The sequence below is a fragment of the Rhodococcoides navarretei genome, assembly GCF_038069675.1.
Classification (GTDB): Bacteria; Actinomycetota; Actinomycetes; order Mycobacteriales; family Mycobacteriaceae; genus Rhodococcoides; species Rhodococcoides navarretei.
In genome coordinates this window covers 1713273-1739046 of record NZ_JBBPCN010000001.1, presented here as the reverse complement: position 1 = coordinate 1739046, position 25774 = coordinate 1713273, and the positions used below count along the sequence as shown (strand labels likewise).

The following is a 25774-nucleotide window of genomic DNA, read 5'->3' as shown; positions in this document are numbered from 1 at the left end:
CGGTCGTTGCCCAACGTACCAACATCGACCACCCCGTCGGCGACGATCTGCGGAGCGTCGATACCCACGAGCGAAGGACGAGGCCGTGACCAGAGTCGGATGTGCCGCTATGGCAGTCGTCGGAGCATGCCTGCTCACAGCCTGCGGTTCGAGCGGCGGGGGCGACGGGCCGATGGCCACCGTGATCACCGACCGCCCCACCCCGATCACCACGGCTCCCTCCGTCCCTTCTGCCACGTCGGCAGCACCGTCCACCACAGCGACCGGCGCGCCGACGTCCACCACGGCGGCACCGTCGAGTCCTGCTGCAGCCCAGGCAAAGCCGCAGGACTACGCAGGCAAGGCACCCGGCTGGTACTACTTCTCCAGTCCCAGCGGTAAGTTCGAGTGCGGGATCGCCGTCCTCGAATCGTCGATCGCCGGATGCCACGGGTCACTGCCTGAATCGGCACCCGAGGTTCCCGGAAGCGGTCCGTCGGGAACGGCGGTGAAGCCCAATTCCGTGCAGCTCATCGCCGGATCTCCGGCGAAGTTCGAGAGTCTCGGCGATCCCAAGTTCCACCGATTCGACGGGCCTGCAGAAGCCCTGCCGTACGGCGAGGTGCTCAGCGTCGCCGGTAGCGGCTCCACCAACGGTCTTCGATGCACCGTCGACGAGCAGACCGGGGTCACGTGCACCGATCAGGTCGGTCACGGATTCACCGTCTCGGACGAGGATTTCGACCTTCGTTGACGGTCTCGTTCGTGCGGCGAATTACCAGGCGTAATGTCCCAGGACGGTACGACAATCCCTGCCGTACGGTCTCCCCAGCGGCCGACGCCCGTGCGCGCGGCCGGAAGGTGCGTCACTCATGAATCAGACCTCGGACCACCACACAGCGAAGGTCATCGGTGTCAGCGTCGCCGCAGCTGTGGGCGGCTTCCTGTTCGGCTTCGACAGTTCGGTCATCAACGGAGCCGTCGACTCGATCGAAGATCACTTTTCCCTCGGCTCGTTCACCACTGGTTTCGTGGTCGCGATCGCCCTGATCGGATGTGCCGTCGGCGCCTGGTTCGCCGGCAGCCTCGCAGACCGATGGGGACGAAAGAAAGTGATGCTGCTGGGCTCGGCCCTGTTCGTCGTGTCCTCGATCGGTTCGGGATTGGCCTTCAGCGTCCCGGATCTCATGCTGTGGCGAGTGCTCGGTGGACTCGGAATCGGCATCGCGTCGGTGATCGCACCGGCGTACATCGCCGAGATCGCTCCCGCCAGATGGCGCGGCTCTTTGGCCTCGCTCCAGCAATTGGCCATCACCATCGGCATTTTCGCTGCTCTGCTGTCCGACGCCCTCCTCGCCGGTGCGGCCGACGGCGCGTCCAACGACCTGTGGTTCGGTATCGAGGCCTGGCGCTGGATGTTCCTGGTCGGCGTCGTACCGGCACTGGTGTACGGGTTGCTGGCAACGCTCATACCGGAATCGCCGCGCTACCTGGTGGGTCAACATCTCGACGAAGAAGCGGCCAGGGTTCTCACCGAGATCACCGGCGAACTACATCCCGACGAGCGAGTACACGAGATCAGACTGACACTCCGCAAGGAGTCCCGCTCGTCGTTCGCCGACATCCGCGGGCCGAAGTTCGGCCTGCAACCGATCGTCTGGGTGGGCATCACGATGGCCGTGCTGCAACAGCTGGTCGGCATCAACGCGATCTTCTACTACTCGACAACGCTGTGGCGCTCGGTCGGCTTCACCGAGGATCAGTCGTTCACCACCTCTGTCATCACGGCCGTGATCAACGTGGCCATGACGTTCGTGGCGATCCTGTTCGTCGATCGAATCGGCAGGCGCAAGCTGCTGTTGGCGGGTTCGATGGGCATGTTCGTCGGGCTCGTCATGGCGTCCGTTGCGTTCTCGCAGGCGACCGGCAGCGGCGACGACGTCACGTTGCCCGCCCCGTGGGGTGCGATCGCATTGATCGGCGCGAACCTGTTCGTCATCTTCTTCGCCTCGACCTGGGGTCCGATCATGTGGGTCATGCTCGGCGAGATGTTCCCCAACCGCATGCGAGCGATGGCGCTCGGAATAGGTACCGCGGCCAACTGGATGGCCAACTTCGCTGTCACGCTTGCATTCCCACCCCTGACGTCGTCCGTGGGCCTGTGGGTCATCTATGCAGGATTCGCGTTGTTCGCCGCGCTCTCGTTCTTCTTCGTCAAGGCCAAGATCAGGGAGACGAAGGGTATGGAGCTCGAAGACATGCTGGGGTGACGCCGGACCGCAGATGCAGGGGCGGCAGCAGCGACACCGAGTGACCGGTGTTACTGTCGCTTCGTTCTGACACGGGGTGTGTCCGCTCATGCGGATGCTGAGATCAAACCCGCCGAACCTGATGCAGGTAATGCTGACGAAGGGATGTCAAGGCGATGACGCCTGTTGTATCTGCGGACCCGGTCCGCTTCACCGATCGACTGTGGGATGCGTCCGAGCACATTCGACGCGCGATCGACGACCTGGAATTTCTCCAGTTGCTCGGGGCAGGAACGCTTCCGCTCGACGCGTTCCGTCGATACCTCGAACAGGATTCGCTCTACCTCGGCGGGTACGTCAAGTCGCTGTCCCTTGTGGCAGCACACGCACCGACCCCCGTCGCCGGTGCATTCTGGGCGAGCGCCGCCGCGAGCGCGATGGACGAAGCCGCGTCGCACGAGACCATGCTCACCGGCGGAGCACTTCCGCCGTCGACGGGGACGCCCGAGCCCTCACCGGCATGCCTGGGATACACCTCCTACCTGACCGCCACGGCGGCAACCGAACCGTATGCCGTTGCCGCAGCAGCTGTTCTGCCATGTTTCTGGATCTACGCCGATGTCGGCCGCGCACTCGCGCGCGCTGCGAAGACAGTGCTCGAGAGCGACCCCGAGCACCCCTATGCGCAGTGGGTCGCGGCGTACGACGCACCCGAATTCCATGCCGTCGTCGACTCCGCCAAGACCTTCGTCGACGACGCCGCAGCCGCCGCGACTGCGCAGCAACGAGAGCAGATGGTCGACGCCTTCGTGGTGGCATCGAGGTACGAATTGATGTTCTGGGACAGCGCTTTACATCCCACCCCGTGGCCCCTGGCCGAGAGTGCGGTGTCCGCATGAGAACCACTCGCATTCTCGCGGCGTTGGCGGCGGCCGTCGTTGCCACCACCGGACTGGCCGGCTGCTCGGAGTCGTCGGACTCCGACACCATTCGCTTCGCGCTGGACTGGACCCCGAACACCAACCACACCGGTCTCTACGTGGCCTTGCAGGAAGGCTATTTCGCCGACGCCGGGCTGGACGTGGAAATCTTGCCCTACAACAACACCGCGGCGGACACACTGGTGGACGCCGGCAACGCCGAGTTCGGAATCAGCACACAGAGTTCCGGCGTGTTCGCCACCTCGGCCGGCGCGCAGACCGTCTCGGTCCTCGCTCCACTTCAGCGCTGGGCAACCGGCATCGGGGTTCGTGCGGATCGAGACGACATACCGAGCCCGAAAGCATTGGACGGCAAGGTCTACGCAGGCTTCGGTGAGTCCGGCGAGCAGGCCGGACTCGCGAAGGTCATCCAGAACGACGGCGGCACAGGCGAATACGAAACGGTGGTATTGGGGACGTCGGCGTACGAGGCCGTGTACTCCGGTACCGCGGACTTCACCGTCTCGTATTTCGCATGGGAAGGCATCGAGGCCGAGCACAGCGGAACTCCGATGAAGTACTTCGACTACACCGACTACGGGTTTCCCGATGCCTACGCCATCACGATCAGTGGCAACGAACCCTGGCTCGCAGCCCGCCCGGACGAGGCGAAGAAGTTCGTGCAGGCACTGCAGCGCGGCTACCAGCTCGCCGCCGACGACCCGGACAGGGCTGCGCAGGATCTCATCGACGCCAATCCGGGTACCTTCACCGACGAATCGCTCGTCTTCGAGAGCCAGGAGATGCTGGCGGCGAAGTACATGAAGGACTCCTCCGGCGAGGTCGGACGACAAAGCCTCGACAAGTGGACCGCATACTCGAAATTCCTCTACGAGAGCGGTGTGCTGGCCGATCAGAACGGCGCGCCGCTGACCGCAGAGCCGGACTGGTCGACCTACTTCACCAATGACTACCTCGGCGATCGGTAGGGCGGTAGCCGCCGATCGAGGTTCCTACTCGCTCAGTGGCATCCGAGCCTCGATTCGGTGGGCGTGGCCCGCGCTGACCGTCGTCGTCCTGCTGGTAGCCGCCTGGCAGGTCTACGTCGAGGTGAGCGGCATCAGGCCGCAGGTGCTGCCGTCCCCCGGTCGCGTGGTGGTCCAGGGTTGGGCGCAGCGCGATGCCATCGCGGAGAACGCGTCGGCGACCCTGCAGGTGACCCTCGTCGGCTTCGCGGTATCTCTGGCCCTGGCGTGGTTGCTCGCGGTCGCGGTCGATTTCTCCCCGTGGCTGCGGCGCGCGTTCGTGCCCCTCTTCGTCGTGTCGCAGACGCTGCCGATCATCGCGATCGCGCCGTTGTTGATCATCTGGTTCGGCTTCGGGTTGCTTCCGAAGATCCTGGTGATCGCCCTGGCCACTTTCTTCCCGATGGCCATCGGGCTCATCGAGGGTTTCGCAGCTGCCGATCGAGACGCGAGATCGCTGCTGGCCAGCATGGGTGCCTCGCGCTGGCAACAATTCCGATATGTGCGGCTACCGTCGGCGCTCCCCCGGTTCTTCACCTCACTTCGCATCGGGATCACCTACGCCGTCGTCGGTGCGATCTTTGCCGAATACGCCGGAGCGAGTGCGGGACTCGGCATCTACATGAGCCAGCAGAAGAACTCGTTTCGTACCGATCTGGTTCTGGCCGCGGTTGCCGTCACGGCCGTGATCAGTGTGATTCTCTTCGTGTCCACTTTCGTGGTGGAGCGTGTGGTAGCCCCCTGGGCACGCCACGGACCGACGGGCCTTCATGTCTGACGCCGGCACTTCCGACAGCTGCATCGACGTCCGCGACCTGAGCAAATCGTTCGGCGAGAACCCCGTACTCGACGGTGTGTCTTTCGGTGTTCAGCCCGGGGAGTTCGTGTCGATCATCGGCCCGAGCGGTTCGGGCAAGAGCACTGTGTTCAACATGCTGGCCGGGCTCGACAGGCCCGACTCCGGCACTGTTCGAGTACCGCCGTGCGCCTATATGCCGCAGAAGGATTTGTTGTTTCCGTGGCGTTCGGTGCTCGACAACACGACCTTGGGTCTCGAAGTGCAAGGCGTTGCCAAGAAGGAGGCGCGTGCGCGGGCACGTGAATTGTTCCCGGTGTTCGGCCTGGACGGGTTCGAGTCGGCCAGGCCGTCCGAACTGTCCGGCGGTATGCGTCAGCGAGCGGCACTGCTGCGCACGGTGGTCCAGGGACGATCGGTACTGCTGCTCGACGAGCCTTTCGGGGCTCTGGACTCGTTGACTCGGAGCGATATGCAGGCCTGGTTGCAGCAGGTCTGGTCGGAGTTCCGGTGGACGGTGCTGATGATCACGCACGACATCCGCGAAGCGGTTTATCTGTCCGATCGCGTGATCGTCCTCTCCCCCAGGCCTGCCCATGTTCGACGGCAGATCGAGGTGACGCTGCCCCGCCCACGCGGGCTCGAGATCGTCACGACGCCGCACTTCGCGGCAGTCGAGAAGCAGCTGATGGACGTTCTCCTCAGCGCATCGACGCTGTAACCGGTACCGCGCGAATGCAGTCGACGCGGGGACTTCAGCGTTGTTCCCCTATCAGCGGCCGCGGTGATCGGCGGTGCGCGTGGCGTCGTTGCCTGGGCCGTTCGGAAGCACCTCGCCGACTACTCGGCCATCACCTGGGCGTTGCTCCACCCAACCGCAGCGCGAGATCGTCGACGGCGGAGAACGCCGCCTCGACATTGGCTCGTGCCCTCGGAATCTGTGGTGCGAGGGCCGGCACCCGCTCGGCGAGCGTCAGATCGACCGGCACGAAGTGGACGTCCATCCCCAGCGCCACTCCGAGCACCTGGCGCAATTGCGCGGTGGTGTGGTCGGTGGACGCGTTGTCGGTACCGGGCGTGTAGTCGTTTCCCCGACTGGTCACCACGACGGCGGGCCTGCCGACGAGAGGTGCCGTGTCACCGTCGAACGGCACGGTGATGCCCGGAACGTGTACGTAGTCGATCCATGCCTTCAGGGTCGACGGGATCGACCAGTTGTACATCGGCGCGCCGATCAGCACCACGTCTGCCGAGATCAGTTCTTCGATCAGCTCGATCTGCAGGGCCTCGGCGGATGGCTCCACGGTTTCGTCGGCGGTTCGCAGATGAGGTGCCCAATGCAGCGCAGACGTCGGTAGGTGCGGCAGCGGACTCGAGTGCAGGTCCCGGTGAATCACCGAATGGTCGGAACCGCTGGCATGCCAGGCGTCGGAGAAGCGAGCGGTCACCCGACGGCTGACCGAACGAGCCGAATCGGCGGACGAATCGAGATGCAACAACTGCGGCACTGGAGCACTCCTCACATACTGGGTGCTTCGAGCCTATGCGTACCGACTCCGTCGCCAGTCCTATCCTGGACGAATGGACTTCCGATTCGTCATGCCTGCCCTCGAGTCGCGATCGGCCACCTCGCTCGCGGCGGTCGTTCACGAGCGGACCGGAGCAGACGTCGACATCAGAATCGGAGGTTCGGAGGTACCGCTCGACGACGCAGCACGCACCGCAGTACTCGAGCTCCTCACCCAGCTGGCGACCGCCCGAGCTGTTGCGATCGGAACGGTCGACGAGTTACTGACCACTTCGCACGCTGCCGAGGTGCTCGGTGTTTCCGACACCTATGTCAGACGGTTGGCCGACGCAGGCGATCTGCCGATCGAAATGCGCGGCACTCATCGTCGATTTCGGCTCGAAGATCTTTTGCGGCACCGTGATCGATTCCGGTCATGACGGGCGATGATGGGCGTGGCCCTCACCCGGCTTCGCGCTCGAAATGCTCGGACTGGACGGTCATCAGGTCGCGGAACGCCTGACCGGCAGCCAGCCAGAGTTGTTCGGAGTCGATGTAGTCGACCCCTCGTATCTCGACATCGCCCAGGTACGCACCGACGTCGACCGACAACATCCCGATCACCGACGAAACGTCGGCATCGAGGTACGTGGACTGGGTGTTCTGTAGCTCGCGAAACTGCGCCGAGAAGAATTCGGCGGGGATTCTTCTGTCGACGAACTGCGCGATGAGGAACAGGAACCGTGACGCGTGGGCTGTGCCCGACCGGTAGGAATGGTCCATGGTGAATACCTCTCCCCACGGTCGACAGCACCCCTCGCACTGTCGACCGCTGAGCTCGCTGATTCCCGAATTTCGATGCACGGACGAACTCTCGAACATCGATTCGACCCAGGGGCTAAAAGAGGGAGCTCGTCCTACCAGCGCTAGATTAATCCGACCTTTGTCCCGTTTTCACGGTAAATGCCAATTTGGTGAGGAGTCACAACAAACCAGTCGCGAGCTGCAGTTCTCTACTGAAACGATCCCAGCGGCGCACGATCCGGAGTGTCCAGCTGCCAGAACTGCCAACCGTCGCGCTCTTCGACGTCGCCACTGATGTGCGTGGCAACCGCGCTGGCAGCAACCGACGGATTGTCGAACCGTCTGCCCTCCATCGGTCCTGCAGTGATCTCGAGTCGCTGTGTCTCGGGGTCGTAGCGGCCGCTCAGCCGATAGCCCTCGCAATCGGCGACCACCCGTACTCGGTTGTCGATCACTTCTTCCTCCACGGCCGCCTTCGCCGACTTACGAGGTACTTTCACCCGTGGAGTGCGAACCCACGTCTGTTCGGGGCCGACATCGATCGATGTGTCCAACGTCGAACTCAGACCCAGCAGGTCCCAACGCTCGCTGCCGTGCAGCACTCGGTCCACCGCGATAGCGTGATGTCCGGTTCTGGTTCGGAGTGGCGAATCCTGGACCCACAGGTCGACTTCTCCGCGAATGTCGGTGGCCATCTCCTCGGACGAGACCATGTAGAAGCGCGGCTCGTCGTTCGCGAGATCGACGAATACCCAGTACGAGGATCCGGTGTCGTCACTCTCGAGCGATTCGTCCTGCCTGCGGGCCTTCCAATCACCTGTGACCTTGGATCGCACCCGGACTATGCACGACGACGTGCCGTCCATCGACCAAACCTGCACTGGATTGCGACGCGACGTCGTGAGCCGCTCCGCACGCCCACCGCGCTGAGCGACGGTTCGTATGAATGCCTTGATTCCCCGGTCGGATGTGTCTTCCACGGATTGCCACCTTCAGCCTCGAGAGCGCCCCGTACTTATGAAGAGCGGTGTTGCGACGGGTGGCGCTCGCACGACTCGGTTTCCCTCACCCTACTGCGTCGATGCATGCTCGAGTAACCGCAGAACACCCCACCGGACGAGCGCCGGTTACCGTGGTGACACAGAACTCGGGCAGGAGGTACCACCATGACGGTCGAGATCACCCACGACAATGCCGACCATCGGTTCGAGATCCATGTCGATGCCGAGTTGGCGGGCTACTCGGAATACCTCGAATCGGACGGCTCCAGAACGTTTCATCACACCGTGACGCTTCCGCAGTTTCGCGGCCGAGGGCTTGCCGCTGCCCTCACCGAATATGCACTCGACGACACCAGCACGCAGGGACTCCGAGTTGTCCCTACGTGCTGGTTCGTTCGCGACTTCATCGCGGCTGCGGGCGATCGCTACTCGCATCTGGTCGAGCCCTGACAGTCAGCCCCGAAACGACATCGCCTCGATGCCGATCTCCGATTCCGATTCGCAGTCGTTCCACGTCGGTCCCTGCATGGCCTCATTTTCACGTGAATCCGATTCTGCGACAGTTGTTTCGGCGGCCCGTTCCGCCGCGACCCGACGCCGTTCGTAGTTCTGCGCACCACGCGCGACGCGTTGTCGATGTTCGTTCAGGATTTGTTCGTAGTGGTACATCTGTTCTCCTACAACAAGAGTGGACGCCGAACGCAGAGCATTGCTGCGCGGCAGAGTATTGGATCGAGTGCAACACCGGCTGGGTCCGAATGGACCGACAGCCCCGAAGCTCTACTCAGAGAGCATCATCGATGAAAATCGCAGACCGGATATGAACAACTCGACGGCCTGCGTCATTCGCTGTTGTTGCCATTGTCCACCTCCACGGTCTCTGCGATGTCCCTGTGCAACGATCATGCACGGCCGTGGCGACGAACTCCACCGATTAAAATCGGCACGCACGACGCATGAGTTTCGGCCCTCGAATTCGCCTGACAGACATGTCATTTCGCAAGCACCTGAGATCCGGATTGCGCGGAGCCGAAACGACGCCACCGTGCTCTGCTCGACAATCCTCGGATCTATCGTCACCTGAGGCGAGGTCGAGACTCCGAATCCGCCAAGGCGGTCGCGTCCATACCCCGCAGTCCGCAGCCCCCTCGCGCGCCGGCACCGGGGTTCTGGCCGTCCGCAAATGCGCGCGCATTTGTCAGGTGCGCGCAGTCTGGTGTCGCTGTTCTGCTCGCGTCTGGCAAACGCGCTCGCGTTTGCGACCAGGGTGGGGGGGTGACGGTAACGCGTCGACGATGGGCACTATGGGCGGCGACGTGGTGCTGGCACCTCTGGATTGTGCGAATGCGCGCGCGTTTGTCAGGTGCGCGCAGTCTGGTGTCGCGGTTCTGCTCGCGTCTGGCAAACGCGCTCGCGTTTGCGACGGGGGTTGGTGTTGGTGTTGGCGAGGCCGGCGCCCGGCGTCAGGGGCCGGCCCTGTCCAGGATGGCCGGAGCCGCAGCCACCCCGCCTGGATTGTGCGAACGCGCGCGCGTTCGTCTGGTGCGTGCAGTGTGGTGTCGCGGTTCTGCTCGGGTATGGCAACTGCGCTCGCGTTTGCCTTCTGGGTGGGGGTGACGAGGCAGGCGGTGCGCGCGGCGAGGGATGGGACTGCAGGTGCAGATGTCGACGCCTGCGCTTTCCGGCACCTGGGCATCCAACTGGAAAGCCTGAATTCTGGTGTGGTCGTGGGTGGTTTCGAAATGCGGAATGCCCCCGACCGTGAGGTCGGGGGCATTCCGTTTGTTTGTGTTCGGCGGTGTCCTACTCTCCCACACCCTGTCGAGTGCAGTACCATCGGCGCTGGAGGGCTTAGCTTCCGGGTTCGGAATGGGACCGGGCGTTTCCCCTCCGCTATGGCCGCCGTAACTCTGTGAAACAGTGTCACGAGCGAACCTGTCACCCACACGAGTGTGGGTTGCGGATTCGTGTATTCGATTGTGCTTGCTGAATCAACTCGTGTGTTGTTTCAGATATTGCACAGTGGACGCGTAGCTTCTTTGCGGTAAGTCCTCGGCCTATTAGTACCAGTCACCTGCATCGGTTACCCGACTTCCAGTTCTGGCCTATCAACCCGGTGGTCTGCCGGGGGCCTTACCCCCTCGAGGGGGTGAGAAACCTCATCTTGGAACAGGCTTCCCGCTTAGATGCTTTCAGCGGTTATCCCTTCCGAACGTAGCCAACCAGCGGTGCTCCTGGTGGAACAACTGGCACACCAGAGGTTCGTCCGTCCCGGTCCTCTCGTACTAGGGACAGCCTTCCTCAAGTTTCTTACGCGCGCGGCGGATAGAGACCGAACTGTCTCACGACGTTCTAAACCCAGCTCGCGTGCCGCTTTAATGGGCGAACAGCCCAACCCTTGGGACCTACTCCAGCCCCAGGATGCGACGAGCCGACATCGAGGTGCCAAACCATCCCGTCGATATGGACTCTTGGGGAAGATCAGCCTGTTATCCCCGGGGTACCTTTTATCCGTTGAGCGACACCGCTTCCACTTGCCGGTGCCGGATCACTAGTCCCGACTTTCGTCCCTGCTCGACTTGTCAGTCTCACAGTCAAGCTCCCTTGTGCACTTGCACTCGACACCTGATTGCCAACCAGGCTGAGGGAACCTTTGGGCGCCTCCGTTACATTTTAGGAGGCAACCGCCCCAGTTAAACTACCCACCAGGCACTGTCCCTGAACCAGATCATGGTCCGAGGTTGAGGTATCCAATACGATCAGAGTGGTATTTCAACAACGACTCCACAGTAACTGGCGTCACCGCTTCACAGTCTCCCACCTATCCTACACAAACCGAACCGAACACCAATACCAAGCTGTAGTGAAGGTCCCGGGGTCTTTTCGTCCTGCCGCGCGTAACGAGCATCTTTACTCGTAATGCAATTTCGCCGAGTCTATGGTTGAGACAGCTGAGAAGTCGTTACGCCATTCGTGCAGGTCGGAACTTACCCGACAAGGAATTTCGCTACCTTAGGATGGTTATAGTTACCACCGCCGTTTACTGGGGCTTAAATTCTCAGCTTCGCCATTACTGGCTAACCGGTCCTCTTAACCTTCCAGCACCGGGCAGGCGTCAGTCCGTATACATCGTCTTACGACTTCGCACGGACCTGTGTTTTTAGTAAACAGTCGCTTCTCACTGGTCTCTGCGGCCCCACCCAGCTCAGGAAGTAAATTCCGTCACCGGACAGGGCCCCCCTTCTCCCGAAGTTACGGGGGCATTTTGCCGAGTTCCTTAACCATAGTTATCTCGATCGCCTTAGTATTCTCTACCTGACCACCTGTGTCGGTTTGGGGTACGGGCCGTGTAACAACTCACTAGAGGCTTTTCTCGGCAGCATAGGATCACTGAATTCGCCTCAATCGGCTACGCATCACCTCTCAGGCTTCATGAACGGCGGATTTGCCTACCGTTCGCCCTACAGGCTTACACCAGTACAACCACTGACTGGCCCAGCTACCTTCCTGCGTCACCCCATCGCTTGGCTACTACCAGATCAGGTCCCACGCATCCACCACACGCCTCACTCTCGAAAGAGATCGGTCATATGGATTCAGGGTGGTTAGTGTCACTGATTCACCATGGGCGCGGTTACACGGGTACGGGAATATCAACCCGTTGTCCATCGGCTACGCCTGTCGGCCTCGTCTTAGGTCCCGACTCACCCTGGGCGGATTAACCTGGCCCAGGAACCCTTGGTCATTCGGCGGACGAGTTTCTCACTCGTCTTTCGCTACTCATGCCTGCATTCTCACTCGCGCAGCCTCCACACCTGGATCACTCCGATGCTTCCATGGCTGCACGACGCTCCCCTACCCACCCACACACCTGCACACAAATCCGCAGACTTGCATGGGGCTGTTGTGTGAGTGCCGCAGCTTCGGTGGTGTACTTGAGCCCCGCTACATTGTCGGCGCAGGATCACTTGACCAGTGAGCTATTACGCACTCTTTCAAGGGTGGCTGCTTCTAAGCCAACCTCCTGGTTGTCTTCGCGACCCCACATCCTTTTCCACTTAGTACACGCTTAGGGACCTTAGCTGGCGATCTGGGCTGTTTCCCTCTCGACTACGAACCTTATCGCCCGCAGTCTCACTGCCACGCTCTCACTCACCGGCATTCGGAGTTTGGCTGATTTCGGTAAGCTTGTAGGCCCCCTAGACCATCCAGTAGCTCTACCTCCGGCGAGAAACACGTGACGCTGCACCTAAATGCATTTCGGGGAGAACCAGCTATCACGGAGTTTGATTGGCCTTTCACCCCTACCCACAACTCATCCCCTCAGTTTTCAACCTAAGTGGGTTCGGTCCTCCACGACGTCTTACCGTCGCTTCAACCTGGCCATGGGTAGATCACTCCGCTTCGGGTCTAGAACACGCCACTACACCACAAACGTGGATACGCCCTATTCGGACTCGCTTTCGCTACGGCTACCCCACACGGGTTAACCTCGCGACATGCCACTAACTCGCAGGCTCATTCTTCAAAAGGCACGCCATCACCAGCAACAGAACAAACTGTTCACCAGCTTTGACGGATTGTAAGCGCACGGTTTCAGGTACTATTTCACTCCCCTCCCGGGGTACTTTTCACCTTTCCCTCACGGTACTAGTCCGCTATCGGTCACCAGGGAGTATTCAGGCTTATCGGGTGGTCCCGACAGATTCACAGCAGATTTCACGGGCCCGCTGCTACTTGGGTATTCACAACGACAGTTGCAGTGTTTTCGTCTACGGGACTCTCACCCTCTACGACAGGCCGTTCCAGACCACTTCGACTAACACCACAATTTCTCACTGTCGGCCGATCCGGCAGAATCGACAATGCAAACCCCACAACCCTCCATACGCAACCCCTGCCGGGTATCACACGCACAAAGTTTGGCCTCATCCGCTTTCGCTCGCCACTACTCACGGAATCACTATTGTTTTCTCTTCCTGTGGGTACTGAGATGTTTCACTTCCCCACGTTCCCTCCACACACCCTATATATTCAGGTGCAGGTAACACGACATCACTCGTGCTGGGTTTCCCCATTCGGACACCCTCGGATCACAGCTCGGTTGACAGCTCCCCGAGGCTTATCGCAGCCTCCTACGTCCTTCATCGGCTCCTGGTGCCAAGGCATCCACCGTACGCTCTTCATTACTTACAACAAAGATGCTCGCGTCCACTGTGCAATTCTCAAACAACACACACACTCCCATGTTCACGCCACCCTCAGACACCGAGAAACTTTCATCCCTCAGCCGATAGAACCAGCCATGACAGCCTGTATATGTCTTGCCTTGAAAGAAACATGCTTACGCGTGTTCTCTCAGGACCCAACAGTGCATCGATATAACTCGTTCGGCCACCGGCATTGCCGGCGACACGATGAACGAATTGGTTGTCAGTGTTCCACCCGTGAGCTCCCGCCGTTCCACGTGTGGGAACGAAACGGGCTCTGCCAGACCATCATCCGAGCACCTGTGTGCTGGTACATGTTCTGGAGAATGCTCCTTAGAAAGGAGGTGATCCAGCCGCACCTTCCGGTACGGCTACCTTGTTACGACTTCGTCCCAATCGCCGATCCCACCTTCGACGGCTCCCTCCCACGAGGGGTTAGGCCACCGGCTTCGGGTGTTACCGACTTTCATGACGTGACGGGCGGTGTGTACAAGGCCCGGGAACGTATTCACCGCAGCGTTGCTGATCTGCGATTACTAGCGACTCCGACTTCACGGGGTCGAGTTGCAGACCCCGATCCGAACTGAGACCAGCTTTAAGGGATTCGCTCCACCTCACGGTCTCGCAGCCCTCTGTACTGGCCATTGTAGCATGTGTGAAGCCCTGGACATAAGGGGCATGATGACTTGACGTCGTCCCCACCTTCCTCCGAGTTGACCCCGGCAGTCTCTTACGAGTCCCCGCCATAACGCGCTGGCAACATAAGACAAGGGTTGCGCTCGTTGCGGGACTTAACCCAACATCTCACGACACGAGCTGACGACAGCCATGCACCACCTGTACACCGACCACAAGGGGGACCGTATCTCTACGGTTTTCCGGTGTATGTCAAACCCAGGTAAGGTTCTTCGCGTTGCATCGAATTAATCCACATGCTCCGCCGCTTGTGCGGGCCCCCGTCAATTCCTTTGAGTTTTAGCCTTGCGGCCGTACTCCCCAGGCGGGGCGCTTAATGCGTTAGCTACGGCACAGATCCCGTGGAAGGAACCCACACCTAGCGCCCACCGTTTACGGCGTGGACTACCAGGGTATCTAATCCTGTTTGCTACCCACGCTTTCGTTCCTCAGCGTCAGTTGTTTCCCAGAGACCCGCCTTCGCCACCGGTGTTCCTCCTGATATCTGCGCATTTCACCGCTACACCAGGAATTCCAGTCTCCCCTGAAACACTCAAGTCTGCCCGTATCGCCTGCAAGCCCGAAGTTGAGCCCCGGGTTTTCACAAACGACGCGACAAACCGCCTACGAACTCTTTACGCCCAGTAATTCCGGACAACGCTCGCACCCTACGTATTACCGCGGCTGCTGGCACGTAGTTAGCCGGTGCTTCTTCTGCAGGTACCGTCACTCACGCTTCGTCCCTGCTGAAAGAGGTTTACAACCCGAAGGCCTTCATCCCTCACGCGGCGTCGCTGCATCAGGCTTCCGCCCATTGTGCAATATTCCCCACTGCTGCCTCCCGTAGGAGTCTGGGCCGTGTCTCAGTCCCAGTGTGGCCGGTCACCCTCTCAGGTCGGCTACCCGTCGTCGCCTTGGTAGGCCATTACCCCACCAACAAGCTGATAGGCCGCGGGCCCATCCTGCACCGATAAATCTTTCCACCACACACCATGCGGCATGCGGTCATATCCGGTATTAGACCCAGTTTCCCAAGCTTATCCCAGAGTGCAGGGCAGATCACCCACGTGTTACTCACCCGTTCGCCGCTCGTGTACCCCGAAAGGCCTTACCGCTCGACTTGCATGTGTTAAGCACGCCGCCAGCGTTCGTCCTGAGCCAGGATCAAACTCTCCGTAAAAGACCTGCGAAACAACGATCCGAAGACCGTGAATCAGTCAAAGACATCAAGTCAAATCACTAGCAAAAAAACTCAACTAGCATTCAAAACAACACCCGACAACAACCACCACAAGCGGATGGCTGATACATCGAATGCTTTCACCAAATAAATTCGGCACTGACATTCATCGACACACTGTTGAGTTCTCAAAGAACACGCACACACCATCACTACCGTATGCACGGTAACTCCGGGGCTTACACGCTCGAACCCCAGACATGACTCATTACTTTCGAGCCTTGCCTGGGTTGGTCAGTGCATACTCCGTACAACCTCGTTGTCCCTGTCCGTGAAGACCGGGTCGGTGTCCGTGTCGCTCTGACTCGACAAAAGTTACGCGAAGACCAACGCATACGCAAATCGCCAGGTCAGATGTTATTTCCGTGTGAACATCTTGCGCACGGCGTCGATCAGATGATCGCGACGGCGTCTATCTCGACCAACATCTCTTCCCTGGGGAGTCCGGTGAACACAGTCGTTCGACTCGGCAGGACGTCACCCAAGGTGTGCGCCGACACGAAGTGCCCGTAGGCGTCGTTCATGGTGGGAAAGTCTTCTCGCTTGGTCAGATAGACCCGCAACATCACGACGTCGTCGAACGTTGCGCCGCTGGCCTCGACGATGGCTTTGACGTTCTCGAGCGTGCGAGTGGTCTGCGCAGCGACATCACCTGGGTACAGATACTCGCTGGTGGTTGGGTCGACGGGCCCCTGCCCGGAGACCTGTACGAACGGTCCCTTGCGGACTCCCTGGGAGAAGGTATGGGCCGGCGCGGGAGCACCCGTGGTTCGAATTTCGATCTTCTCGCTCATTGCATCCCTTTCGTCTGACTCGGATTTTCTGTCGTTTCGTTCCGTTCTCGGCTGGGTCGCCAGCCCAGTCCCTCGGAGATCGCCGCTGCCGCGCGTTGCACATCGGGGAGCGCGGCAAGCACCTGCTGGTGATCGAGCACCATGTCGGGCACGGACATCGACACAGCCGCAACCACGTCACCTGTTCCGTTGCGTACTGCGCAGCCGATGCAGTTGACGAAGGACTCGTGCTCCTCGCGATCTTCGGCGAAGCCTTGCTCCAGCACGAGTTCGAGCTCACGCAGATAACCCTCGGCCGTCGTGATGGTTCGTTCCGTGAACGGCGTGTAGGTGATGCCGTCTGCGATCTTCGCGCGCTCGGCCTCGGGGCGAGCGGAGATCAGAATCTTCCCCACGGCTGTGCAGTGCAGCGGTGCAGGCTTTCCGATCCGCGAGTACATACGAACGCTCTGTTGGGCGTCGAACTTGTCGATGTAGATGACAACGCCCGCCTCGTAGGTGGCGAGGTGGACGGTCTGACCGGTGATCGAGTTCAGTTCTGCCAAGTGCGGCCGCGCGATGCTCCGAACGTCACGCTGTTCCAACGCATGATTGGCGAGCTCGAACAGCCTGGATCCGAGCTGATATCGGTGATCCGCGTCGTGCTGGACGAATCTGTCGGCTTCCATCGTGCGAAGCAGCCGAAGCACGGTCGTCTTGTGGACCTCGAGCACCGACGCCAACTCGTCCAGTGATCGCGGTCCGTCGCCGAGCAAGCCGAGAAGTGTCATCGCGCGAGCGAGGCTTTGACTCACTGCGGCACCTCCGACCGACTCACGGCCATGGGTGCGTAGTCCAGCCTCGCCCAATCGGCGTCGCGCAGTTCCGCCAATTCGGTCAGCACCGCCAGGGGCAGCACCGACGCAATGTCGCCGTGCCCGGTCAGGGCTCCCGCTGCGCACAGATGCCCGAACCGAACACGCGCGACAGCACTCTTACCGAGCAACAATCCGGTCAGGTAACCGCCCGCGAAGGCGTCTCCGGCACCGATCTTTTCGACCACGTCGAGCTTCAGAGCAGGGACGTCGACCCGAGAATTCCCCTCGAACGCCGTCACCGTGTGTGCGTCGTTCTTGATGACCAGGTGTCGTGGTTCCGGAAACAATGCGCGCAGCTCGGCGGGATCCGACGTTCCGAACACGAGTCCTGCCTCGTCGGCACCCATCGACACCACATCGCTTCCCCGAACATGTTCACCGAGCACGCGTGCAGCTGCGTTCGGTCGAGATTTCCACAGAGCCTGCCGATAGTTCAGATCGAAGCTGACGACTGTGGGTGAATCCATCAGGCATCTCGTCAGGTCGGCCGCGGTTTCCGAGATGGCCACGGTGATTCCGGTGAAGTGAATCAAGTCTGCGCCGGCGATCAGGTCCGAAGCAGTATCGCGAATATCATTGGGAGACAAAGCACTCGCAGCCGAGCCGGCACGGAAGTACGTCATCGCACTGTCTCCGAACGCAAGATCGTGACGGTCGCCGGAGCCAGAGCCGCGTTCCTTCACGTACATACCCGTGGGTCGCTCGGCGTCGATCGCCACACCGGAAGTGTCGACGCCCGCCCCTACCAGTTGCCGAACCAGGTATCGGCCGAATCCGTCGTCGCCCACTCGCGAGATCCACGATGCATCGACGCCCAGCTGGCCGAACACCCTGGCCACGTTGGCTTCCGCACCCCCGGACGTGCGGTGAAACACGGTCGATTGCTCCAGTGGGCCCGGCTCGGCAACCAGAACGACGAGGCCTTCGCCTACGCACACCGCTCGTGGTGCTTTCACGTCGATCTCCTCGAACTCTTGCGGGAACGCTGACTTTCGTTGCAGACTACAAAGCATAAACACATTGCGCAACTAGCGTTGCAGAATACGCAACGTATCTGAGATTTCCCGGACCGAGGAGATGACCGTGATCGACACCGATGCCGTCGAGGCACTCAACCGACGAGTGCTCGGACCCGAGCACAAGGCACTGCCCCCGAGATCGTGGGGACACACCATCGAGAGCTTTCTCGCCACGTCGCCACGGCTCTCCGAGTTCACGACGCCGATACTCACTTTGGATCGAGAGCGAATCGCATCGAACATCTCGGTCATGGCCGAGTGGACGGCGCGCGCGGGCGTGCTGCTCGCACCCCACGGCAAGACATCGATGGCCCCTCAACTGTGGAAGCAGCAACTCGACGCCGGTAGCTGGGCCATCACCCTCGCAACCGGGTGGCAGGTTCAGGCGGCGCGCGCGTTCGGGGTCGAACGTATCGTTCTTGCCAACGCCGAGATCGACCCGGTGGCATTGACGTGGATTGCGGCCGAACTGGATTCGCATCCGACCTTCGAGTTCTACTGCTGGGCGGACAGCGTGGCGACGGTCCACGAGATGGACCGCATTCTTTCGACGCAGGGAACCCGCCCGGTCTCGGTCGTGGTCGAACTCGGTGGCCCGCACGGCCGAACCGGCGCGCGCACGATCGAGGAGGCAACCGCGATAGCCCGTGCGATCGCGTCGTCCTCCCGGCTCACCCTGGCCGGGGTCGGCGGTTACGAGGGCGCACTGAGCCACGACCGCTCGGACAGTGGCCTGGGGGCAGTTCGGACATACCTCGACAACGTCGCTGCCCTCCATCGCGCCCTCGATGCCGAAGGGTTGTACGGCAAGCATGCGATTGTGACCGCCGGCGGGAGCGCCTACCAGGACCTCGTTGTCGAGCGGTTGCATTCCCTCACCACCGGGGAGGGGGTACCTACCGACGTAGTGCTGCGCTCGGGAGCCTACGTGGTGCACGACGACGGCTTCTACTCGCAGATCTCACCACTCACTCCCGCCCGAACCGACGCACCACTGATGTCTGCGATGCACGGATGGGCACGCACGGTATCTCGTCCGGAGCCCGGGCTCGCACTGCTCGACGCAGGAAAGCGCGACTTCCCCTTCGACGAAGGAATGCCTGTCGCGCAACATATTCGAGGGACCGAGATCCTCGACCCGAGGGCCGAGGTCACCGCGCTGAACGACCAACACGCCTTCCTTCGACTCCCGGCCGAGGACAACACTGCTCTGCCGGTGGGGTCCGTCGTACGCCTGGGCCTGTCTCACCCCTGCACGGCCTTCGACAAGTGGCGACTCGTTCCCGTCGTCGACGACGCGGACGGCGAGGACCCCCACGTGGTCGACCTCGTGCACACATTCTTCTAGAGAGACGAAACCCAATGCCCAGCACTCTCTTTCGCGGTGCCGATGTCATCGACGGCACCGGAGCGCCACGTGTGCGTCGCGACGTTCTCGTGAGCGACGGAATCATCACATCGATCGCCGAACCCGGAACCGTGCCCGGTGCCGACAGAATCGTCGACGCTTCGCCGGGCCAGGTCCTCTCCCCCGGGTTCATCGACATGCACGCGCATTCCGACCTACGTTTGTTGACCGACCCCGACCACTTTCCGAAAATCAGTCAGGGCGTCACGACCGAGGTCATCGGACAGGACGGCATTGCCTACGCTCCGATCGACGACGCGACGCTCGACGTGGTGCGGCGTCAGATCGCCGGATGGAACGGCAATCCCGTCGACCTCGACTTCTCGTGGCGTTCGGTGTCGGAGTACCTCACTCGCCTCGATCAGGGAATCACCCCGAATGCTGCCTATCTCGTTCCCCAGGGAACTTTGCGATACCTGGCGGTAGGTGCCGATCAGCGACCCGCGACGCCGTCCGAGATAGCCCACATGCAGGAGCTGTTGGCACAGGGACTGCAGGAGGGTGCCGTCGGAATGTCCAGCGGTTTGACGTACACGCCCGGAATGTACGCGGACACAAGTGAATTACGTGCACTGTGTGAGGTCGTCGCCGACTTCGGCGGTTTCTATGCACCCCACACTCGTTCGTACGGCGCGGGGGCGCTCGACGCGTACCAGGAGATGCTCGACCTCTCCCGCGACACGGGATGCGCACTGCACCTGACGCATGCAACGATGAACTTCGGCGTCAATCGGGGCCGGGCACGCGAGTTTCTCGACCGCGTCGATTCTGCCATCGCCGACGGGTGCGACGTCACCCTCGACACGTATCCGTATCTGCCCGGAGCCACCACTCTGTCTGCGCTGCTACCGAGTTGGGCGATGTCGGGTGGCCCGGATCGCGCACTCGAACGACTCGGCGATCCGGACATGCGTCGACGCATCGCACAGGACGTCGACGTCGACGGGTCCGACGGCTGCCATGGCGTCACCGTCGAGTGGGAGACCATCCAGCTCAGTGGAGTGGCGAATCCGGAGCTCGATCGCTACGTCGGGCGCACGATGTCCGACATAGCGGCCGAGGCGGGTCGGTCACCGGTGGACGTGTTCTTCGACTTCCTCCGCCGAGACGCGCTGGCCACCACCATCCTGCAGCACGTCGGCCACGAGGAGAACGTCCGAGAGATCATGGCGCATCCACGCCATATGGGCGGCAGCGACGCGATCCTGGTCGGCGAGAAGCCGCACCCACGCGCCTGGGGAACGTTCCCCCGCTACCTGGGTCACTACGTCCGGGACGAGCAGCTGCTCTCGCTGGAAGACTGCATCAATCACCTGACCGGTCGTCCCGCTGCGCGGCTCCGCCTGCGCGCCCGCGGCACGATCGCCGAGGGGCACGCAGCCGATCTCGTCCTGTTCGACCCGACGACAGTGCGCGACACGGCCACGTTCGAGAACCCGAAGCAACAGGCCGAGGGCATCAGCCACGTCATGGTCAACGGCGCGTTCGCCATCGACGATCGACGGCCCACGCATTCTCTGGCAGGCCACGCCCTGCGGATGAATCCCACCGGAAAGCAAACATCATGAATGCATTGACGACGATTCGCGAGGACCGCGCACTGTCGGTGGTCCGCGCCCCGCACATCTCCGATCCTGCTGCGTTGGCAGATGCGCTCGCGCGCGGGGGAATTCGTGCGCTCGAGCTGACTTTCACCACACCCGGCGTCCTCGAACTGATCCGCGCCGCATCGGACGCAGGTGCAGTCGTCGGGGCGGGCACAGTCCTGACCTCCGACCAAGCGCGGTCCGCGATCGATTCCGGGGCACACTTCGTCGTCACTCCCGGGCTCCGCCCCGACGTTGCCGCGATCGTCACCGACGCCGGGATCCCGCTGATGATGGGCGCGCTCACCCCGTCGGAAGTGATGACCGCCCTGGATCTCGGAGCGGATGCCGTGAAGATATTTCCGGCACGAACCGTCGGGCCTGCGTACTTCAAGGACTTGCTCGGCCCCTTTCCCGACGCTCGACTCGTTCCGTCCGGCGGAGTCAACGCAGGCAACGCCGCCCAGTTCCTGACATCCGGTGCCGTCGCAGTGACTGCAGGCACCGATGTGGTTCCACCGGCGTCGGTCGCGGCCGCCCAGTGGGACGACATCACCGCACGAGCACAGGCGTTCGTGACGGCTATCAGTGCAGACATCAAGGAAGGCTCGTCATGAATTCTGTGGTCGACTGGCTCAGAACCTCCACGCCCGGTCTACTCGTGTTGTGCGGCATCGCAATTGCCGTACTGCTCGTAGTGATCATCAAGGTCAAGCTCGAACCGTTCATCGCGCTGCTCATCGTCGGCCTCGGCTTGGCGCTGGCTGCCGGTTTGCCCGTGAACGAGATAGTCGGCACTGCGATCAAGAGCAACGAGTCGTTGCTGGAGACCGGATTCGGCGGAATTCTCGGTCACATCGCCGTCATCATCGGGCTGGGAACGGTGCTCGGCGCGATACTAGAGAAGTCCGGTGGCGCACAAGCACTGACCGCCAAGCTACTGGGTGTCTTCGGAGAACGCGGAGCACCCGTCGCAATGGGTCTGCTGGGGTTGATCTTCGGCATTCCGGTGTTCTTCGACATCGGCATCTTCGTGTTGGCACCGCTGGTGTACGTGGCGGCGCGTCAGGGCGGAAAGTCGTTGGTGCTCTACGCACTGCCGATGCTGGCGGGCTTGTCCATGACACACGCTTTCCTGCCGCCGCATCCCGGACCGGTTGCCCTCGGCGGCTTGCTCGAGGTGAACCTGGGATGGCTCATCCTGTTCGGATTCATCTGCGGCATTCCAGGATTCATCGCCGCCGGCCTGGTGTGGGGCAATTGGATCGGAAAGCGCATCATCGTGGATGTACCCGACGACTTCATCAACGACGGGGACGACGCGAGCTCCACCGAGGGCGGAGGTGCCGGAACGGTCACCACCAGGCGCCCCGTCGTCACGACGCCGCCGTCGGTGGGCACCATCGGAGCGATCATCGCCGTCCCGCTGGTCCTCATCCTCGGTGCCACGTTCGGCAGCATTCTGCTCGACCCCGGCAACCTGCTCGAAGTTCTGACGTTCTTCGGCACGCCCGCCGTTGCGCTGCTCATCGCCGTGTTGATCGCGTTCTACGTGCTGGGAATCCGCCGCGGATCGACGGTCCAGGAATTGAGCAGACTGACCGGAGAATCCCTGCGTCCGGTGGGCATGTTGCTGCTCGTCGTCGGAGCAGGCGCGTTCTTCGGGAAAGTCATCTCCGCCACCGGGATCGGTACTGCCTTGGCCGACACCATGGCTGCTGCTGGACTTCCGATCATCGTCCTGGCCTACATCATCAGCTGTGCACTACGCGTAGCGCAGGGCTCGGCGACAGTGGCCATCGTGACGACAGGTGGAATAGTCGGCCCCCTCGTGGCAGCGCAGGACTACTCGGCTCCGGCCGTCGCGCTGATCGCCATGTCCATCGCGGCGGGCTCGATCATCGCCAGCCACGTCAACGACGGCGGCTTCTGGATCATCGCGAAATTCTTCAACCTGACCGTCAAGCAGACACTGCAAACATGGACGGTCCTCGAAACGATCCTGTCCGTGGTCAGCTTTGCTGTCGCGGGAGTTCTCTTCGCGATCATCGCCTAGAGCCAGTGGCGCGATCGGGTGCCCTGGGCGGCACTCACTCGCGCCACTGTGTCCGCACTTGATCACCGACGAAATGTGTGTTCTCCGCGGACATCTCCCGGCTACCGGATCGCCCGACCAGGTCGTCGATTCGGTCGTCGAGACTGTGCGCGCGGGCCATCGCGTCGGACGTGCGCGCCTCGGTCTCGGAGGACTCGACCACATTCGCGAGTCGAACCAGTGCGGCCACTCGTCCGGTCAACTGTGTCCACACCACTTCCAGTGCACCGCGACGGGATTCGACCTGGGCGGCGGTGTCCTCGTCCACCATCGTCTCACCGATTCGATTCAGCTCGGCCGCAACAGCGCGCAACGACGTCGCATCGACCGAGATCTCGGTGAGCTCGACGAACAGATCGAGCTGATTGCGCTGGATCTCGAAGTACGTCGACTGCCACGCCGGCGACCGACGGACCCGATCGAACGAAGTGCCGGCCAGGAACAGCAAGGTGTCGTATCGATCGTCGAACCGGTCGTCCTTACGATCGACGAACTGGTCGACAAGTCCGGTCGCCCACTCCACCCGGTCGGCCACCGGGGTCCTCCGGGCCAGCGAGCTCACTCGATCCGTCGCTGCGTCCACCAGCGACAGGCCACGTTCGGCGATCGGCCCGAACTTCTGAGGCGCGGGCGTTCTCGTCAGAGCGTCGAACACTGCGTCCCGCTGGTCCAGATCGAGATGCACACCCTCTCGCCGTTCTTTCCGCGCCGCACGCACTCCGGTGGCGTAGTGCCGATTCGACATCACCACGGTGGTGCGGTGGTGATTGATGCGCTTGGTCAGCTCGGCGGCTCGCAGCCGGTACGCCAGAGCCGATCCAGGCTTGCTCGTCGTGTCCTTGGCGCGCCACCGATCGCGTTCGTCCACCAGACTGCGCAGCGCGCCGAAGCCCCCGATCGACGGCAGCGAGCGTCCGGCATGCCAACGGTGAACGAGCACCGCTCGGGTGGCCTCGTCGACCTGCCCGGCCGCGATGGCGATGGCGGCCGCGTCGGACAGTGGCTCGGAATGGCCGGGCAACCGGCAGTCCGCACAGCGGCTGTGAACCTCGTCGTCGAATCGGGCACGCTGTTCGGCCGACCCACTGCCATCGAACACGGACATCGCTTCTCCTAGTTCACGCCGCATCGCGAGTGTCGTCTACGGATCGCTCGCACACGAGTGTTCCAGAACTTCAGATCAGACCGCGTAGCGATTGCTCGGTCTGCGGCTTCTTCTCGGCCAGCAGTGTGCGCGCCACGTCGAGGCCCTCCCAGACGTTCCACATGAGCACACCGCGAACGACAGCATCGTCATCGAGGTAATAGACGACGCCTTCCTTGCCTACCGACTTCCAGTCCTCGACGACGTTCAGCGACATGGATACCGTGCCGATCGCCTGATAACCGTCGTCGTAGACGTCGGAATAGAAGTACGGAGTGTACGAGTAGGACTCTGCGGCGCCGGCCATGTTGCGTCCGGCAGCCTTGCCCATCTCGGTTGCGTTGTCGACATGCTCGATGCGTCGGCGTCCCAGGATGGCGTCGGGATAGTTGGCCACGTCGCCCGCCGCGTAGACGTGTTCGTCGGCGGTCCGGAGGAATTCGTCGACGACGATGCCGTCGTCGACCGCCAACCCGGCAGTGTCGGCTAGCTCGGTGCTCGGCCGGACGCCGAGACCGAACACGACGCCGTCCGCCTCCACGGTCGAGCCGTCGTCGAGCTGCAGTTGTACGCGCGCCGACGCCTCGGCACCGGAGACGACCTTGGTCCCTCGGCGCACGGTTACTCCGTGGCCGGCGAAGCCCTTGTCGAAACCGGCGGCCAGACTGGGCGGGAACATATGCCCGCCCAAGACGGCGTCGGAGGTCACGAGAGTGACCTTCACACCCTGGAGTGACAGGGCCGCTGCGATCTCGGTGCCGATGTAGCCGCCGCCGACCACCGCAATGTGATCAGCGGTCTTCGTGAGCTCGCGTAGCGCTCGGTAGTCCGCAAAAGTGCGAAAGTACACAACGCGTGGGCTGGGGCCGAGTTCGAGCTGGTTCGGTACGGCTCCCGTGGCCAGAAGCAGCGTCCCGTACTCGTGGCGATCTCCGGATTCCGTCGTCACCGACGAGTTCGAGCGATCGACCGACACGACCCGAGTCCCGGTGTGCACCTCCGCACCGGTGTCGGAGACGGTGTCGAGCGGAACCTGATCACGGCCGAACTCCGGGTCGGTCCACAGCTTCTTCGACAGGGCGGGTCGCGTGTACGGCTCGTCCGGGTCCGCGCCGAGTATGCCGATGGTGCCCGCCTCGTCCTGCTCGCGGATTCCGCGAGCGGCGCTGTCGGCGACCATTCCCCCGCCGATGATCAGGTAGTCGTAACGCATAGTTCACTCCTCGAAAGTCGACGTGATTCGCTGCATGGGCTACCCGGGACAGCGCCGGAGCAATCTTCGCGCTGTTCGGCTCGAGGAATCTCCAGGTACTGGAACCAACCGGACTGTATGCAGCATCACACCCCGAAGAGGTTGGCCCAGGCCCGTCGAGTGGGCATGTTGGTCACGGCGAGGAAACATCGTTTTTACTCGAGACGAGCTGTAACAGTTCCGGCCGACCGAACGACTCACACCTCAGGACGC

The 25774-nt window shown here is 62.0% G+C and carries 20 protein-coding genes, 3 rRNA genes and 1 riboswitch; of the genes, 12 read left to right on the top strand and 11 right to left on the bottom strand.

Features of this window, described 5'->3' with window-relative positions; genetic code table 11:
- The first annotated feature begins 85 nt into the window (after window positions 1–85).
- The 6 genes from AABD04_RS08425 to AABD04_RS08400 all read left to right on the top strand — a co-directional run bounded on the left by AABD04_RS08425 (window position 86) and on the right by AABD04_RS08400 (window position 5690).
- Complete coding sequence (locus AABD04_RS08425; RefSeq protein ID WP_341440872.1) at window positions 86–733, top strand: hypothetical protein; 648 nt, start codon at window positions 86–88, stop codon at window positions 731–733.
- Between the two features lie 118 nt (window positions 734–851).
- Window positions 852–2249: a sugar porter family MFS transporter gene (locus tag AABD04_RS08420; protein WP_341440871.1), complete on the top strand. Its 1398-nt coding sequence runs from the start codon at window positions 852–854 to the stop codon at window positions 2247–2249.
- Window positions 2250–2311: 62 nt separating this feature from the next.
- A riboswitch (TPP riboswitch) is annotated at window positions 2312–2411 on the top strand.
- On the top strand, window positions 2405–3127 hold the full coding sequence (locus AABD04_RS08415) for a TenA family protein (protein WP_341440870.1): 723 nt from the start codon (window positions 2405–2407) through the stop codon (window positions 3125–3127). Its footprint overlaps the riboswitch before it by 7 nt.
- Window positions 3124–4137: an ABC transporter substrate-binding protein gene (locus AABD04_RS08410; protein ID WP_341440869.1), complete on the top strand. Its 1014-nt coding sequence runs from the start codon at window positions 3124–3126 to the stop codon at window positions 4135–4137. Before AABD04_RS08415 ends, AABD04_RS08410 begins: the two co-directional genes overlap by 4 nt.
- A complete protein-coding gene (locus AABD04_RS08405; protein ID WP_341440868.1) occupies window positions 4115–4951 on the top strand; it encodes an ABC transporter permease in 837 nt (278 codons plus the stop codon). Before AABD04_RS08410 ends, AABD04_RS08405 begins: the two co-directional genes overlap by 23 nt.
- Window positions 4944–5690 (top strand): ABC transporter ATP-binding protein, encoded by a 747-nt coding sequence (locus AABD04_RS08400; RefSeq protein WP_341440867.1) that lies wholly within the window; start codon window positions 4944–4946, stop codon window positions 5688–5690. Before AABD04_RS08405 ends, AABD04_RS08400 begins: the two co-directional genes overlap by 8 nt.
- Before the next feature lie 130 nt (window positions 5691–5820).
- Here the strand turns inward: AABD04_RS08400 and AABD04_RS08395 are convergent, their stop codons facing one another.
- Window positions 5821–6477, bottom strand: a complete 657-nt coding sequence (locus AABD04_RS08395; protein WP_341440866.1) for an FMN-dependent NADH-azoreductase — start codon at window positions 6475–6477, stop codon at window positions 5821–5823.
- A gap of 73 nt (window positions 6478–6550) precedes the next feature.
- Between AABD04_RS08395 and AABD04_RS08390 the strand changes: the two genes are divergently transcribed.
- Window positions 6551–6916, top strand: coding sequence for a helix-turn-helix domain-containing protein (locus AABD04_RS08390; protein ID WP_243610853.1), 366 nt, complete (start codon window positions 6551–6553; stop codon window positions 6914–6916).
- A gap of 22 nt (window positions 6917–6938) precedes the next feature.
- On the opposite strand, the gene AABD04_RS08385 is transcribed toward AABD04_RS08390, so the two are convergent.
- Together AABD04_RS08385 and AABD04_RS08380 are read right to left on the bottom strand one after the other, a co-directional pair.
- Window positions 6939–7259 (bottom strand): homoserine dehydrogenase, encoded by a 321-nt coding sequence (locus AABD04_RS08385; protein ID WP_243597054.1) that lies wholly within the window; start codon window positions 7257–7259, stop codon window positions 6939–6941.
- 230 nt (window positions 7260–7489) lie between these two features.
- A complete protein-coding gene (locus tag AABD04_RS08380; protein WP_341440865.1) occupies window positions 7490–8260 on the bottom strand; it encodes a hypothetical protein in 771 nt (256 codons plus the stop codon).
- A gap of 186 nt (window positions 8261–8446) precedes the next feature.
- Between AABD04_RS08380 and AABD04_RS08375 the strand changes: the two genes are divergently transcribed.
- On the top strand, window positions 8447–8731 hold the full coding sequence (locus AABD04_RS08375; RefSeq protein WP_341440864.1) for a GNAT family N-acetyltransferase: 285 nt from the start codon (window positions 8447–8449) through the stop codon (window positions 8729–8731).
- A 1340-nt stretch (window positions 8732–10071) separates the two neighbouring features.
- Here the strand turns inward: AABD04_RS08375 and rrf are convergent.
- The 6 genes from rrf to AABD04_RS08345 form a co-directional block, all read right to left on the bottom strand.
- Window positions 10072–10188, bottom strand: a 5S ribosomal RNA gene (rrf, locus tag AABD04_RS08370).
- Between the two features lie 133 nt (window positions 10189–10321).
- Window positions 10322–13477 (bottom strand): 23S ribosomal RNA (locus AABD04_RS08365).
- Window positions 13478–13828: 351 nt separating this feature from the next.
- Window positions 13829–15346 (bottom strand): 16S ribosomal RNA (locus tag AABD04_RS08360).
- Together the 16S, 23S and 5S rRNA genes form the textbook arrangement of a ribosomal RNA operon.
- Before the next feature lie 452 nt (window positions 15347–15798).
- Complete coding sequence (locus tag AABD04_RS08355) at window positions 15799–16200, bottom strand: RidA family protein (protein ID WP_341440863.1); 402 nt, start codon at window positions 16198–16200, stop codon at window positions 15799–15801.
- Window positions 16197–16994 carry an IclR family transcriptional regulator gene (locus AABD04_RS08350; RefSeq protein ID WP_341440862.1) on the bottom strand — a complete coding sequence of 266 codons (798 nt, stop codon included), beginning with the start codon at window positions 16992–16994 and terminating at the stop codon, window positions 16197–16199. The genes AABD04_RS08355 and AABD04_RS08350 overlap by 4 nt, the downstream gene beginning before the upstream one ends.
- On the bottom strand, window positions 16991–18013 hold the full coding sequence (locus tag AABD04_RS08345) for a sugar kinase (protein ID WP_341440861.1): 1023 nt from the start codon (window positions 18011–18013) through the stop codon (window positions 16991–16993). The genes AABD04_RS08350 and AABD04_RS08345 overlap by 4 nt, the downstream gene beginning before the upstream one ends.
- 121 nt (window positions 18014–18134) lie before the next feature.
- Here AABD04_RS08345 and AABD04_RS08340 point away from each other — a divergent pair, with 121 nt between their 5' ends.
- The 4 genes from AABD04_RS08340 to AABD04_RS08325 are packed head-to-tail and all read left to right on the top strand — an operon-like array spanning window position 18135 to window position 23126.
- Window positions 18135–19424 (top strand): type III PLP-dependent enzyme domain-containing protein, encoded by a 1290-nt coding sequence (locus AABD04_RS08340; RefSeq protein ID WP_341440860.1) that lies wholly within the window; start codon window positions 18135–18137, stop codon window positions 19422–19424.
- A 14-nt stretch (window positions 19425–19438) separates the two neighbouring features.
- Window positions 19439–21052, top strand: a complete 1614-nt coding sequence (locus tag AABD04_RS08335) for an N-acyl-D-amino-acid deacylase family protein (protein ID WP_341440859.1) — start codon at window positions 19439–19441, stop codon at window positions 21050–21052.
- The gene (locus tag AABD04_RS08330) at window positions 21049–21687 is read left to right on the top strand and encodes a bifunctional 4-hydroxy-2-oxoglutarate aldolase/2-dehydro-3-deoxy-phosphogluconate aldolase (protein ID WP_341440858.1); all 639 of its coding nucleotides are present in this window, start codon (window positions 21049–21051) and stop codon (window positions 21685–21687) included. Before AABD04_RS08335 ends, AABD04_RS08330 begins: the two co-directional genes overlap by 4 nt.
- Window positions 21684–23126, top strand: coding sequence for a GntP family permease (locus AABD04_RS08325; RefSeq protein ID WP_341440857.1), 1443 nt, complete (start codon window positions 21684–21686; stop codon window positions 23124–23126). The genes AABD04_RS08330 and AABD04_RS08325 overlap by 4 nt, the downstream gene beginning before the upstream one ends.
- Window positions 23127–23160: 34 nt before the next feature.
- Here the strand turns inward: AABD04_RS08325 and AABD04_RS08320 are convergent, their stop codons facing one another.
- Complete coding sequence (locus AABD04_RS08320; RefSeq protein WP_341440856.1) at window positions 23161–24270, bottom strand: hypothetical protein; 1110 nt, start codon at window positions 24268–24270, stop codon at window positions 23161–23163.
- 70 nt (window positions 24271–24340) lie between these two features.
- Window positions 24341–25522, bottom strand: coding sequence for an NAD(P)/FAD-dependent oxidoreductase (locus tag AABD04_RS08315; RefSeq protein ID WP_341440855.1), 1182 nt, complete (start codon window positions 25520–25522; stop codon window positions 24341–24343).
- Between the last annotated feature and the right edge of the window lie 252 nt (window positions 25523–25774).